This window comes from Providencia alcalifaciens DSM 30120 (assembly GCF_000173415.1).
GTDB classification, from domain to species: domain Bacteria; phylum Pseudomonadota; class Gammaproteobacteria; order Enterobacterales; family Enterobacteriaceae; genus Providencia; species Providencia alcalifaciens.
Genome location: NZ_ABXW01000041.1, coordinates 28,077 through 42,151, shown reverse-complemented (window position 1 = coordinate 42,151; position 14,075 = coordinate 28,077). Strand labels below are relative to the sequence as shown.

Genomic DNA, 14,075 nt, shown 5'->3' with positions numbered 1-14,075 from the left:
GGATACTACCTAAATAGATTGTTTTTGATGTAGTGATTGTTGTTTTTTTAAGTATATGGAATAGGATTTTATATGGTAACTGAATGATTTTACTCATATATGCTCGAGGTAGCATGGCGTTAAGTGTAGCTAGCTATATGGACTTGATACATTGATGTGTGCAACTGCACGATTCATGATTATGAAAAATAAGTTTCGTGTTAAAAAAACTATGCATAATTTACTATAGTAAATGACTAGCTAACGCCTAGTTAATTTGTTGATTTCAAATATAAAATTTACAATTCAAATGAATAGGTTAGTAACCTTGACTTATAGTTAGGTATAGTTATGTTGCAACCATCTAATATAAAAAACCACATTATTATTGATATTCCTGATTATGAAGATAAAAAGCATGAAAATGTAAGTCAAACAAAAGTAATATCAGTAAGTAATACTTGTGAGAGTACCACCTCTATTATGAAATCCACGTCTGAATCCGGACTGACTTATATTGGAAATAGTGTTAAGGGTAGTAATTCTAAAGAGGTTAGTTATAGTGATAGAATTAGTTCAGTATATTCGTTAAATGATTATTTGGATGCTATAGATTATGCATCATCTGATGCTGGGAAAGATGTTGTTATTGATATTGAACAGTATGAAGTATTAGGCGAGGGAAAAAGAAATAGTATAGAGTCTAATGAGCTCTCAAGCGTTGAAAGTTTATTGCATGATAATATCAAGATTGATATTGATGAGAAAATAATCAAAATATTAAATTGTAAATATACTTATCAGTTAGATGCTATTATTCGTGAAATTTTACCCTGCGAGCAAGATGGGGCAGATAAGGTTCGTCAAATAATGAGGATGTATGGTGAACAATATAATAAAGTTTATCAGGAATCAGGATGCTTTTATCGGACCTATTTGTCATTACATAAATTTATTGAAAGCAAATTACCATATGCGATGAGAACTGGTGGAAATATTAGTTTTCATCTCTTATTACAATCATTATTTTTTGATGGCAAATATCAAAATGATAATTTTTCCGATACTTTTATTGTATCAGATGATAATTTATTGAATAAATCACAAGGTTTTCTTAGTACGATATTACCGATGAGTTTATCTCAAGTAAAGATTTTTGGGGATTTGGTTTCGGCATTATTATTTCATTTTCCAACAATTTTTTATCAGTATCCTAAATTAATAGATGAGATTAACCAGTGTATTGAGTCACACAAGATCACTGGTTCTGTTATTGCTAGGTTTGCTTTATGTACCGCTAGTACTTTATTGGCAATTTCTCCTATAATTTCATTGGGAGGAGCCGCTCAAGTTGGAAATATAGTTCGTCATATTGGTCGTGCAGTAAGTTATGTTGATATTCCTATTGTATTAGTTGCTTTATGTGAGTCTTGGATGCAAGCGTATAAATACGGTTCAGACGCTAATGATAAGGAGGCGCAAAAATTTATTGCACAAGAAAGTACAATTAAAACAACTCATAGAATATTAACTCAAGCGATGAGTTTAAGTTCTTCGTTGGCTGGAAGTATAATGAGAAGTTTAGAAAAAGGCAGTGCGACAGAAATGTTGAGCTTATTCGTAATGAATACATTGAATCTTTTATTACATCAAAATCCATATGAAGGGGTTTCAATTTCAGGGAATTCATTAAAAAGAGCCACATATTACTATAATCAAAATGAGTTAAATATTCAGACTATTGGTTTATTGATGGATTTGAGTAATGTGAAAAATATAACATTACTATTGATAAATCCACTTGACCGATTGGGTTATAGTATAAACTTACCTAGATCTGATGCAGCAATCCAAATTAAAATATTGAAAGAGATAGTGATTGCTTGTTCATATGGGGAGAGAGCGATATTAAATGAAAATGACAAGCACAAGTGTTTATCTTTGATTGAATCGATTTATAATAATGAATTTCATGAACATGACGTTAATGGCTTGCCTGAAGAGTTTTCTTATTTTATTTTATATTTAAATGAATTAAGGAAAAAAGATATTTTATTTACCAGTCAAGGAAATGAAGTTAATGAAAAAATAATTGCTGTAATAATGAAAGTACTTGCGTTCAGAGAAACAGTTTTAACAGACACTAATGTTAAATAGTATATTGAGCACCTTTGTATGTCATGTTTTTATGATGATTAAAAATAATGTTATGTTAATATTATTTTAACTACAACTATTAAATTTAATATGTGAGATGAGAGTTCAGAGGGGGGGATTCCCCTCTTTTTCGTTCGAAATGGCACCTTAACTTATTGATGTATTTAGAGTAGAGTGTTGTATTTAGTAGTATAATAAATAAACTGTAATTTATTTAATTCATTGAAAAATAAGGGTGTTTGTTGTTTTTAAAACCTAATGGACTGATATGAGTAATCAAGTAACACTCCTTTACCCAATTGGGCTATTGACGCGTGAATTACATTGAAAATGATTTAAATAGCATTCTCTTAAATTACACTGTTTTTCAATTTAGTAGGTACTTATTGCCGTGCCAAACGACCCGTTTCAGGCTCAAATTGTTCATTACTGCGCCATGGATTGATATCCAATCCACCTCGGCGAGTATAGCGTGCATATACCGATAACTTTTCCGGTTTGCACAGTATTGTTATGTCGTTGAAAATGCGTTCCACGCACTGTTCATGAAATTCATTATGATGACGAAATGAGACGAGGTAACGTAATAACGCTTCGTGATTGATTTTCGGACCACGATAATGAATTTGTACTGAACCCCAATCAGGCTGGTTGGTGATCAAGCAATTTGATTTTAACAGATGGCTGACGAGGATTTCTTCGACGACCTCTGATTGGGTACAATCGACCAGATACTGACGATTAAATTCATAGTTATCGATGTCAATCTCTTGCTCATCAATGCAGACACCTTGGAATTGGTGAATGGCTTGCTGAGTGAAATCGTCAAGCTTATAAAGTGTAACCTTAACCTCGCCGTTAGCACAGCGGCTTAGGTCTTTTTGCAAAACGGTTCGCACATTTTCCCACGTTTCAAAACGGGTCTGGTTGAAACTGTTGAGGTAAAGCTTAAAACTTTTGGATTCCACGAGATTTTCACTTGTGGCATCAATACTAACAGAGCCTATAGCAACTTGAGGGACTCCGCGGGCGTTTAGCCAAGAAAGCTCATACAGTGTCCAGATGTCTGCGCCGTGAAATGGCAGGCTATCAGCATGAATGTCCAAAGGATCTCGATTAAGACTGCGTGGTACAGCTTGTAATAAAGCGGCATCATATTGGTCATGATAAGCCGTCTTCTTTCCCAGCGTTAAATTATCGAGAGCAGGGTTATTCTGATAGTGAGACATAGTGATCCTTATCTTTCGGCGCATCAGTCCTTAATAGGTAAACTGAGTACGTTTTATTCGTTTGTTAACTTCTGTCATAATACCACTTATCTGTAATATTGAGTCCGCCAATTTAAATTGGTTTAAATAATGTTATTTCTAACAGTTGAAAAACGATGAATACAATAATCTCTGATTTAATTAAAAATTTTACTAGCCAGTATGTAGCAAAGTGGCAAGACGTTACGGGATTACCGCCAAGTTCCTCTGAACTTTATGGCGTACCGTCTCCTTGTATCGTCCGTACTGGTGACGATGTGGTTTATTGGGAGCCTCAACCATTTCCATTAGCAGAAAAAAGCCTAAGTAATGTAGCTAATGGTGTCGACTTGCAATTACAAGATGACATCCATGCTTTTTATACTACGCAATTAGCCGGAGATATGTGTGCGACATTCAATGATCTGTCATTGGACTTGGTTCAAGTGTGGAGTGAAGAAGATTTTATTCGTTTACAAGAAAACCTGATTGGGCATCTGGTGACGCAAAAACGATTAAAGTTATCACCAACGCTGTTTATCGCCACATTAGATTCTGAATTAGAGATGATTTCCATGTGTAATTTAACGGGAGAAATTATTGTGGAAACATTCGGGAGTAAGCAGCGACGGGTAATTGCAGAAAATCTTGCGAGTTTTATTCAACAGTTGAAGCCAGTTATATCATCTCAGGGGTAAGAGATTAGCAGCATTGAACTGTAAGTCATTACCTACAATTGGGTTAAGCCATATCTTAATAAATTTTCATTTTACTGAAATGATAACTATTTAACTTTTAATTTCATGGCATTACTATCTATTTTAAGTTTTTTATTATTTTTTGAACTACATAAGAATGGAATACTAGGTTGTTTCATTAATGGATTTAATACATTCTTATCGGGCTGGACAGGGTAGTTGTTTAGCGATTTACATTTTAAAAACAAGGAAATGGATAGCCTAGCAGAGCAGTTAATTTGCTCATTTTTCTAACAGGATGTTAGGCGGCAGGAAGTCGCATTGCAGGATGCAAGTCAGTTGATAGATAAGTAGCCAGTTAGTTTTTAACTGGCTACTTTTTTTTATTTCTGCGCCGTGTTTGAGTAGAGGGTAAGGGATTGAACTATGTTCTGGAACATGGCTTCTCGTAGCGCCTCGCGTTTACGGAATTCAGAGCGTCTCTGGCTTTTAACGGATTCAATATCACGTACGGGTTCTTGAAGCGGTAACTGATACCATCCCGCAGAATTTAATACACCGCCACACTCTTCCCAAAACGTATCGTAGCTGGATTTTAAATGTTGGCTCTTGATATGACAGTTATTCGAAATCCCGTTAATGGATTTGATTTGGAAATAAGCCGCTACAGCATAAATGGCTGACATTAACAGATTTTTAGGCCTCATTGCGTGCATTTGTTTCGTGATAGATTTCACTTGCTCTACGCTCTGCTCGGTAGATGGTCCTTGTAGAGAACACACATAGAGTTGACCTTGCTCCCCGAATGAGAAACTCATTAGATAGATTTCATCGCCAGTTTCATTGAGTAAATGAATCGAGAGATCCCCTTCACGAGGATATTGGGAATAGATCATTTTTAATTGAGCAAAATCACCGGATTTTAGCTCAATATTAGCAATAGTCAGTCCTTCACGTTTATCCGAAAACATGGCAGTAATGGCTTCGGGGGTAAAGGTTCTTTCAATTAAGTCTAATGTGTAGCTCGCAGTTGATAACTTTTCTTTACCACTCCACGCTTTGTGCAGATATTTATTTATAGGACGCTCAATAAATTGTGGTACGCCATCAATGGACGCGGATAATAGAGCGCTCTGATAGTTGTCGCACATCGATTGATATTGCTGATATTGTTGTGAAGGCAATCTAGCAATGCGAATCTTTCTTTTTAGCTGTACATATTTGTTAGTGAAAGATTTCCATGTCTGATTTTGTTGACGCCACTGCTTTAATAGTCCCATAGATAAACCATCTTTATGTTAATAATGAAAAAAGCAAACTGTATAGAAAAACATTTGATAATAAATGCCAAATATACAATAAATGATAAATGATTATTAATTTTTTAATAAATATGAGCGAAAGGATATAGCGGAATAATTTGAGGGCGTTTGATTGCTTTTTACTTCAGCCATCCCCATGTTTGCGACAGAACCGTGCCATAAAATACGGTATATTTTGAATTATTACAGTCGAATAGGTTTTAGTATGAATATTGAGCAACGCATTCTAGAGAAACTCGGGCATCTCGAAATGGAAATGAGAGACAAATCTCTATGGGATGAGCTTCCACCAAGCCCTGAAGCGTTTGAAAGCGTAGAACCTTTTGCTATTGATACGATGGAAGCTGCGCAATGGTTACAGTGGATCTTAATTCCCCGCCTAACCGCAATGATAGATCAAGGTGCGATGTTACCGAACAATTTTGCTATTGCCCCTTATTTTGAGGAAATCTACAAAGAAGATGAGGAAGGGCGCTTTATTGTGTTCCTAGACCATCTTCGTGAGTTAGATAGCTATTTTCAATTCACTATGATGGGCGAGTAACAGATGCTGGAAATTATCTATCAAGATGAGTATGTGGTTGCGGTCAATAAACCTGCAGGCATGTTAGTTCATCGCAGCTGGCTCGATAGTAAAGAGACGGTGTTTGTCATGCAAACATTGCGAGATCAAATTGGGCAGCATGTTTTTCCTATTCACCGTCTTGATAGACCGACATCAGGCGTTTTGCTGTTTGCGTTGTCCAGTGATGTAGCAAGGCTACTGGCAGAGCAGTTTGAGCAGCATCGTATGGAAAAAGTGTATCATGCGATTGTTCGAGGCTATGTCATGGATGGGGATAGGTTGGACTATCCGTTATTGGAAGAGCTCGACAAAATTGCAGATAAAAATGCGACGAAAGAACCAAGGCTACAAGAGTGTGTTACTCACTATAAACCGTTGGCAACAGTCGAGTGCTCTGTCGCTATCGGTCGCTATGATACTGCCCGTTTTAGTCTTGTCGAGTTAAAACCAGAAACAGGTCGTAAGCATCAATTAAGACGGCATATGTCCCACTTGCGCCACCCAATTATTGGGGATAGCAAGCATGGTGATTTACGGCAAAATCGCGGTGTGGCTGAGCATTTTTCTGTCTCACGTTTGATGCTACATGCTAGTCAGCTAATATTTATTCACCCTATAACAGAAGAAAAAATACCCTTAGTCGCATCGTGGGATGCACAATGGCTATCACTCATTGAGCAATTTGGATGGATTGACACCGTCAATGAGCTCGACATCGATGTTATCAATCGTTCTATTTGATATTTTTTCATAAGGAGGGGCATTATGTCCAAAATCGGAATTTTTGTCGGGACGGTATATGGTAATGCATTAGCCGTTGCAGAAGTGGCGCAAGAGATTCTTGAACAGCAAGGTCATGAAATTGAAGTGTTTGATGAGCCGACATTGGCGGATTGGCAAGTCTATAATGCAGGTGAAGGTATTGCTTTGGTGATCACCTCTACCACTGGGCAAGGTGATTTCCCTGATACGATCGCGCCCCTATTTTATGAAATTAAAGATGTTATCGGTTATCAGCCTGAGCTGAGATATGGCGTCATTGCTTTAGGTGATAGCAGTTATGAAAATTTCTGTGGGGCAGGAAAGCAATTCGATGAGCTGTTAGCCGAGCAATCTGGCAGTCGTATTGGCGATATCTTATTTATTGATGCGACTGAAGTGGAAGAGCCCGAAGAGTTTGCTAAAGCATGGTTACAGGCTTGGGCTGATATGCTTTAAGTATGATAAAACAAGCATCTGCACTGTAAAAGTATTGGTGGTTGAATACCAAACGAGGATTTACAGTGCAGTGGGAAAACGCGATTATTTACGCGTTAACTTTTCAAGGTCGGCTTCAATTTCTGCGATTTTGTTGGATACCACATGCTCTAAATGACGTAAGTCATCCAAGATTTTGTGTTTTAAATCGATATCAGTGTGGTCGCTTTGACAAATTTGATCTAATTCTTCAATTACATAACGTAAGTTAGTATTGATTTCGTTAATTTCTTTGAAGTTATTGCTACCATCAGTGGCTGCTACCGTTTTACGCTGACGTGGGTATTTAAATTTCACGCTTTTAGCGAAGAACTCACCTTTATCTTTACGAAAATAGATTTTTAAAATGTCGTTATTAGCTTCTTGGCGCAGGGAATAGCGGTCGATATCTTGTGGATTGCTGATACCTAAACTTTTCAGATTGTCGTACATATTAGCTCGCTTAATCGTAAGGGACTATGTCAATGACCTTGGGGTTATAAACAAAGCGGTCTCTCTTTATAACCATTTACTGAGCCCTAATTGCTTATAGAATGATGAGTGACAAAATAACCATCTAATAATAGCAGTTAATTGACCAAGGGCGGTAAATTCTCGGTCATATTATGCGCGATTAATCGTGTTTGACCAACCTCTCTTTCTAATAAAAAATACTTTATTATTTAGGTTATTTATCTATAACCCAGAGGCTTCCGCTGACTTAACGGGGTATTTATGCTTAGGGGAAGGAATTTTTCATTGTGGATCAAGGGTCACTCGGCTACCCGATTTGCAGACAAAGTATGCGCTTCGGGGTAGCTTTGCGTTTGGCACCTTGTAACCCTTAAAATATAAGGGGGAGGTGAGAGTTTTGAGATTGGTTAAGTAGTTAGAGGATAATTATCCGCATATTACTCATCAATACTTCTTAATAACTCGTTGATACCCACTTTACCGCGGGTTTTTTCATCCACTTTCTTCACGATCACTGCACAGTATAGGCTGTAGCTACCATCTTTAGAGGGTAAGTTACCTGAAACTACAACAGAGCCGGCAGGGACGCGACCATAGAAAATCTCACCAGTCTCACGATCATAAATTTTGGTGCTTTGACCCAAGTAAACGCCCATGGAAATAACAGAACCCTCTTCGACGATCACCCCTTCAACGACTTCAGAACGTGCGCCGATAAAGCAGTTATCTTCGATGATAGTCGGATTCGCTTGTAATGGTTCAAGAACACCACCGATACCAACACCACCAGATAAGTGAACATTCTTACCTATTTGTGCACAAGAACCCACGGTTGCCCATGTATCAACCATTGTGCCTTCATCTACATACGCCCCAATATTGACGTAAGATGGCATTAATACGCTGTTTTTAGCAATATAAGCGCCTTGACGTACTGCGGCTGGTGGCACAACGCGGAAGCCTTCACGTTCAAAACGGGCTTTGTCGTAGTCAGCAAATTTCATCGGAACTTTATCAAAATAACGACTTTCTGCGCCTTCAATGACTTGGTTATCATGAATACGGAATGAGAGTAAAACGGCTTTTTTCAACCACTGGTGAGTGACCCAAACTCCGCCAATTTTTTCTGCCACGCGCAGTTTACCGCTATCTAATAATGCGATGGTTTCTGTCACTGCTTGTTTGACGGCAGGTGTCACGGTGTTAGGCGTAATCGATGCGCGATCTTCAAATGCTTGCTCAATAATTGCTTGTAATTGTTGCATTAATGCTTTTTCTCCTACAATGGTTCTCAGTCAGGGACATGCCATAAATCAGATTGGCACTATAATTTATCCTTCGATTTAAGGGCTTCTGTCAACCTTTCTGATAACTCTTGTTGCATATTTTTATCCAGCGCTTTGTGTTCTTTATCGGCGAGAACAAAAAAGTCTTCGACTTTTTCACCAATAGTGGTGATACGGGCACCGTATAACGAAATCTCCATTTGGGCAAAAATATGCCCTATTTTGGCAAGCAGTCCAGGTTGATCGAGGGCGAATAACTCCATGTAGGTACGACGTTCATGATTGGAGTGCAAGAAATTCACTTTCGTTGGTACGCTGAAATGACGCAATTTAGCTGGGATCATGCGCGGTTTTGGTAATGGGATTTCCGGTTGTTGAACGGCGAGCAACAAGGCTTTGCGAATATGTTCGTATCGATCTTTTGAAAGTGGTGAGCCATTGGGTTCAAGTACAACAAACGTATCCATCGCCATATTATCTTTATTGGTAAAAATTTGAGCGCTATGAATACTTAAATTGCGTCTATCAAGTTCACTCGCAACTGCTGCAAATAAGTGTGGCTTATCATGACACCAGATGAAAATCTCCGTTCCACCATGTTTGGGCTGCGTGCTGATTAATATCAATGGTTGGGTTAAATCATGTTTGAGCAGATGATTAGCATGCCAAGCGAGTTGCATGGGGGTGTGGCGTAGAAAATAATCCGCATGGCAGCGGGACCATAATTTGTTGAGCTGTTCTTCATCAATATGAGATTGGCGTAGCAGCGATAGTGCCTGATAACGATGATGGCGAATGCGCTCTCGAAGATCTGGAGTGCTTTGCATTCCTTGGTTAAGCTGATGCTCTGTTGAAAGGTAGAGTTCGCGAATCAGGCTTTGTTTCCAACTATTCCATAATGTACTGTTTGTGGCACAAATATCCGCAACGGTTAAGCACATAAGGTAGTTTAAGCGAGCGGTCGATTTTACATTTCCAGCAAATTGTTTAATCACATCAGGATCTTGAATATCTCGGCGCTGCGCTGTTACGGACATTAGCAGGTGGTTTTTCACTAGCCATGCAACGAGTTCGGCATCTTTGGTCGTAAAATCGTGTTGTAGAGCGAACTCATAGACAAATTCAGCTCCTAGCTCAGAATGATCTCCAGAGCGTCCTTTGGCGATATCATGAAACATGGCGGCTAATCGTAGGAGCTCTGGCTGCAAAATTTTCGGGTAAACACTGACGCAGAGAGGGTGCTCGCGGCGATTTTCTTCTTGTGTGAAGCTATCAATTTTTTGTAGAACGCGAATGGTGTGTTCATCCACGGTATAGGCGTGGAATAGGTCAAACTGCATTTGACCCACAATATTGCTCCAGAACGGGGTATAGGCACTGAGAACACTGTGTAAATGCATGGGCACAAATGCCCCTTTGATTGCTCTGGGGTGGCGCAATATTTTCACAAACATACGGCGCGCTTCAGGAATTTCACATAAAGGAACCTTAAGATCGCGCCTTGCAAACCGTAATTGGCGTAATGTTGTGGAATAAATACCGTCAATATTCGGATTGCGCGCCATTTGATAAAACATTTTTAAAATGGCTTCGGGCTGCTTGATGAACAGCATTTCATCAATAACATCGATTAAATTACCACGTAGTTGAAAATACTCATCGATAGGTCGTGGTTTTTCATTTGGATTCAACGCTAAGATGGCTTCATCAAAGAGCTGAAGTAGCATTTGGTTTAGTTCTCTAACGCGGCGAGTGACGCGATAGAAATCCTTCATCATACGTTCGACAGGCTGGTTCCGTTCACCGGTATAACCTAATGATTGTGCAACACTAAATTGGCGGTCGAATAGTAATCGGTTATCATAGCGCTTAACGACCAAGTGTAAGGCAAATCGAATTTTCCATAAGAATGTTAAACACTCTTTGAGCTCATGGCGTTCCTCTTCGGTGAGAAAGCCAAATCCAACCATTTCATCTACGGTCGTTGCGCCAAAATGACGTCGTCCTACCCACAGTAAGGTATGAACATCTCGTAATCCTCCGGGGCTACTTTTAATGTCAGGCTCTAAGTTGTAACTGGTACTGTGATAACGCTGGTGGCGTTCTTGCTGTTCTGCCAACTTAGCGGCGAAGAAAGTGGCTGAAGGCCAAAAGTCATCACTAAATATGGTTTTCTGTAAGGTTAAAAATAGCGCGATATCACCACAAATTAGACGAGATTCAATCAAATTAGTGGCAGTGGTTAAGTCTTGTTTTCCTGCCTCAATGCACTCTTCCAGTGAGCGAACGCTGTGCCCAATATCAAAGCGTAGATCCCAAAGTAAGGTGATAAATTGTCCCACTTTGGTGGCAATATTTTCAGGAAGAGGCTGTTGGCTTAGGACTAAAATATCAATATCTGACAGCGGGTGAAGTTCATGACGCCCGTAGCCGCCCACTGCAATCAGTGACATATTGGCACATTGATCAAATTGGTAAGATTGCCAGAGCTTGGTCAGTAAGGCGTCAAGGTAGTCGCTGCGCGCGTGCAGTAAATCCACGACATTTTGCCCTTGGTGAAAAGCGGATTCTTGCCAAGCATCAAATTGATCAACGTGTTGTCGAAGCGCTGAAAGCTCAAGGTCAGAAGGTTGGAACTGAGTGGGGGAGAGGTAGCTGTTTGAAGGTGCTGTCATCATGATCTGTCCGTGTTGAGAGCCATACAGAGATTATGATCAGCTTACGTTTTTTTAGCAGGGATGAACAGTAAAACTAAGCTCCTCATACGAGGAGCTTAAAGATGATTACTCGTTAATCAGAACAGCCGAAATAAAAGGCTCTTCTTCTTTACGTAGAGTTAAAATTTCACAGCCATTGTCAGTCACTGCTAAGGTGTGTTCGTACTGCGCAGACCAACCGCGGTCTTTGGTTTTCACGGTCCAGCCATCTTTCATGGTGCGGATGCGGTAATCGCCTGTATTGACCATTGGCTCGATAGTAAATGTCATTCCTTTTTGCAGGACAACACCGCTGTCATCTGCATCATAGTGTAGAACTTGTGGTTCTTCGTGGAAGCCTTCACCAATACCGTGTCCGCAATATTCGCGAACAACGGATAAGTCTTGTTTTTCAACAAATTCTTGAATTGCTTTACCGATAGTACGTAAACGGATACCCGGTTTAACCATGCGAATTGCCAAATATAAGCTTTCTTGGGTTACTTGGCACAGGCGCTCGCCTTGGATCGTTGGTTTACCGACGATGAACATTTTAGAAGTATCACCGTGGAAGCCATTTTTGATAACGGTAACATCAATGTTAACCACATCACCGTCTTTTAGAATTTTATCGTCGCTTGGAATTCCGTGACAGATAACATCATTCACAGAAATACAAACAGATTTAGGAAAACCATGGTAGTCAAGGCAGGCAGGGATCGCTTGTTGTTGCTCAACAATGTGTTTGTGGCAAAGGCGATCCAGTTCACCTGTACTGACTCCCGGCACAACATGCGGTGCAATCATTTCTAACACTTCTGCTGCTAGGCGACCAGCAACACGCATTTTCTGAATATCTTCTTCAGTTTTGATAATAATAGCCATGAGTTCAGTCCATATATGTCTGCAAGAATTTGAGACATGTTAAAAAAAGGGATTCGAAATGGGCAATTGTTGCGACATTTTTACTGTTGATGCTGAGTATGGTAACAGTCACCGCATTTTCTGCCAACTAGTAGGCGATATGTTTAGGCGCCTATAGTCGGGTTAAAAACAACGAATGAGGCATAGGGTAAGCCAAGCCTTAAGGTGGGTTTGTTCAAATTGAGCTTTTTAGAGCACAAATTGCCAAAATTGCTCATCTATTCTAGATGGAATAGTTTTTACTTCTCGCATTTTTCGCTATCGTTTTGTTGTCGTTCCAAATTTGCTAAATAGTGATTTTATTTTGCGGTAAAGTTCGTCGTGACGGGAATGACTATTTCGGTTTTTATCAGTGAAAAAAACAACAATTATTGGATTACAACTGCATTTTATGGTATAAAGCGCGCCGGCAATCCATATTTTTCTCTTTATCTCATTTTTTAATCCAATCTTGGGTTTGCGAATGAACATCGAAGACATCAATTGGATGTGCGTAAACTAAAACTCAATTGTGTAATAACACACACGAATCGGCACATGCGCCGGGGTGCTCTTATGCGTTTAGACGCAGCTTTAGAGTCGGTAGCATGGGATTCGTGGAGGCATAACCCCAATTACTTATATACAGAGGTATAAAATGGCAACTGTTTCCATGCGCGATATGTTACAAGCGGGCGTTCACTTTGGTCACCAGACTCGTTACTGGAACCCTAAAATGAAACCTTTCATTTTCGGCGCTCGTAACAAAGTTCATATCATCAACTTGGAAAAGACTGTTCCAATGTTCAACGAAGCTCTGGCTGAGTTGACTAAAATTGCTTCTCGTAAAGGCAAAATTCTGTTTGTTGGTACTAAACGTGCTGCAAGCGAAGCCGTTCAAGAAGCTGCTAACAGCTGTGATCAATATTTCGTTAACCACCGTTGGTTAGGTGGTATGCTGACTAACTGGAAAACTGTTCGTCAGTCAATCAAACGTCTGAAAGATCTGGAAGTTCAGTCACAAGACGGTACTTTCGACAAACTGACCAAGAAAGAAGCGCTGATGCGTACTCGTGAACTTGGTAAGTTAGAAAACAGCTTAGGCGGTATCAAAGATATGGGCGGTTTACCAGACGCTCTGTTCGTTATCGATGCAGACCACGAACACATTGCTATCAAAGAAGCTAACAACCTGGGTATCCCAGTTTTCGCTATCGTTGATACTAACTCTGATCCAGACGGTATCGACTTCGTTATCCCTGGTAACGACGATGCAATCCGTGCAATCAAACTGTATCTGGGCGCTGTTGCAAACACCGTTCGTGAAGGCCGTTCACAAGATCTGGCTGTTCAAGCAGAAGAAAACTTAGTAGAAGCTGAATAATAAGGTCACCCCTTATTAACTAGGTATTGCTATACAGGTACTGCTATATATAGTTAGAAGGGGCCTGATTGGGCCCCTTTTGTACTCTGTGAATCAGAACTATCCTCGTGAGAAAACTCTCACGGGGA

The 14,075-nt window shown here is 39.6% G+C and carries 12 protein-coding genes; 6 read left to right on the top strand and 6 right to left on the bottom strand.

All coding sequences use genetic code 11. The annotated features are described in order from the left end of the window. Window positions 1–330 precede the first annotated feature (330 nt). Window positions 331–2,136, top strand: coding sequence for a hypothetical protein (locus PROVALCAL_RS19995; RefSeq protein WP_006658422.1), 1,806 nt, complete (start codon window positions 331–333; stop codon window positions 2,134–2,136). Window positions 2,137–2,519: 383 nt separating this feature from the next. Here the strand turns inward: PROVALCAL_RS19995 and queF are convergent, their stop codons facing one another. Beyond that, complete coding sequence (gene queF / locus PROVALCAL_RS06765) at window positions 2,520–3,365, bottom strand: NADPH-dependent 7-cyano-7-deazaguanine reductase QueF (RefSeq protein ID WP_006658421.1); 846 nt, start codon at window positions 3,363–3,365, stop codon at window positions 2,520–2,522. Window positions 3,366–3,520: 155 nt separating this feature from the next. On the opposite strand from queF, the gene syd reads away from it, so the two are divergent. Next, window positions 3,521–4,081, top strand: coding sequence for a SecY-interacting protein (gene syd / locus PROVALCAL_RS06760; RefSeq protein ID WP_006658420.1), 561 nt, complete (start codon window positions 3,521–3,523; stop codon window positions 4,079–4,081). 383 nt (window positions 4,082–4,464) lie between these two features. Here the strand turns inward: syd and PROVALCAL_RS06755 are convergent, their stop codons facing one another. Continuing rightward, complete coding sequence (locus PROVALCAL_RS06755) at window positions 4,465–5,361, bottom strand: VirK/YbjX family protein (protein ID WP_006658418.1); 897 nt, start codon at window positions 5,359–5,361, stop codon at window positions 4,465–4,467. Between the two features lie 247 nt (window positions 5,362–5,608). Here PROVALCAL_RS06755 and PROVALCAL_RS06750 point away from each other — a divergent pair, with 247 nt between their 5' ends. Genes PROVALCAL_RS06750 through PROVALCAL_RS06740 form a run of 3 tightly spaced genes read left to right on the top strand, consistent with a single transcriptional unit; the run spans window position 5,609 to window position 7,186 of the window. Next, entirely contained in the window at window positions 5,609–5,947 is a 339-nt protein-coding gene (locus tag PROVALCAL_RS06750; protein WP_006658417.1) for a YqcC family protein, read from the top strand. Window positions 5,948–5,950: 3 nt separating this feature from the next. Then, window positions 5,951–6,709 carry a tRNA pseudouridine(65) synthase TruC gene (gene truC, locus PROVALCAL_RS06745; RefSeq protein WP_006658416.1) on the top strand — a complete coding sequence of 253 codons (759 nt, stop codon included), beginning with the start codon at window positions 5,951–5,953 and terminating at the stop codon, window positions 6,707–6,709. A gap of 24 nt (window positions 6,710–6,733) precedes the next feature. Beyond that, window positions 6,734–7,186, top strand: a complete 453-nt coding sequence (locus tag PROVALCAL_RS06740) for a flavodoxin (RefSeq protein WP_006658415.1) — start codon at window positions 6,734–6,736, stop codon at window positions 7,184–7,186. A gap of 84 nt (window positions 7,187–7,270) precedes the next feature. Here PROVALCAL_RS06740 and PROVALCAL_RS06735 read toward each other — a convergent pair whose 3' ends face one another. From PROVALCAL_RS06735 to map, 4 genes are all read right to left on the bottom strand, one after another. Then, window positions 7,271–7,657: a DUF3461 family protein gene (locus tag PROVALCAL_RS06735; RefSeq protein ID WP_006658414.1), complete on the bottom strand. Its 387-nt coding sequence runs from the start codon at window positions 7,655–7,657 to the stop codon at window positions 7,271–7,273. A gap of 458 nt (window positions 7,658–8,115) precedes the next feature. Continuing rightward, on the bottom strand, window positions 8,116–8,943 hold the full coding sequence (dapD, locus tag PROVALCAL_RS06730) for a 2,3,4,5-tetrahydropyridine-2,6-dicarboxylate N-succinyltransferase (RefSeq protein ID WP_006658413.1): 828 nt from the start codon (window positions 8,941–8,943) through the stop codon (window positions 8,116–8,118). 59 nt (window positions 8,944–9,002) lie between these two features. Beyond that, entirely contained in the window at window positions 9,003–11,642 is a 2,640-nt protein-coding gene (gene glnD / locus PROVALCAL_RS06725) for a bifunctional uridylyltransferase/uridylyl-removing protein GlnD (protein ID WP_006658412.1), read from the bottom strand. A 105-nt stretch (window positions 11,643–11,747) separates the two neighbouring features. Continuing rightward, on the bottom strand, window positions 11,748–12,545 hold the full coding sequence (gene map / locus PROVALCAL_RS06720) for a type I methionyl aminopeptidase (RefSeq protein ID WP_006658411.1): 798 nt from the start codon (window positions 12,543–12,545) through the stop codon (window positions 11,748–11,750). 676 nt (window positions 12,546–13,221) lie between these two features. On the opposite strand from map, the gene rpsB reads away from it, so the two are divergent. Further along, complete coding sequence (gene rpsB / locus PROVALCAL_RS06715) at window positions 13,222–13,947, top strand: 30S ribosomal protein S2 (RefSeq protein ID WP_006658410.1); 726 nt, start codon at window positions 13,222–13,224, stop codon at window positions 13,945–13,947. Window positions 13,948–14,075 lie beyond the last annotated feature (128 nt).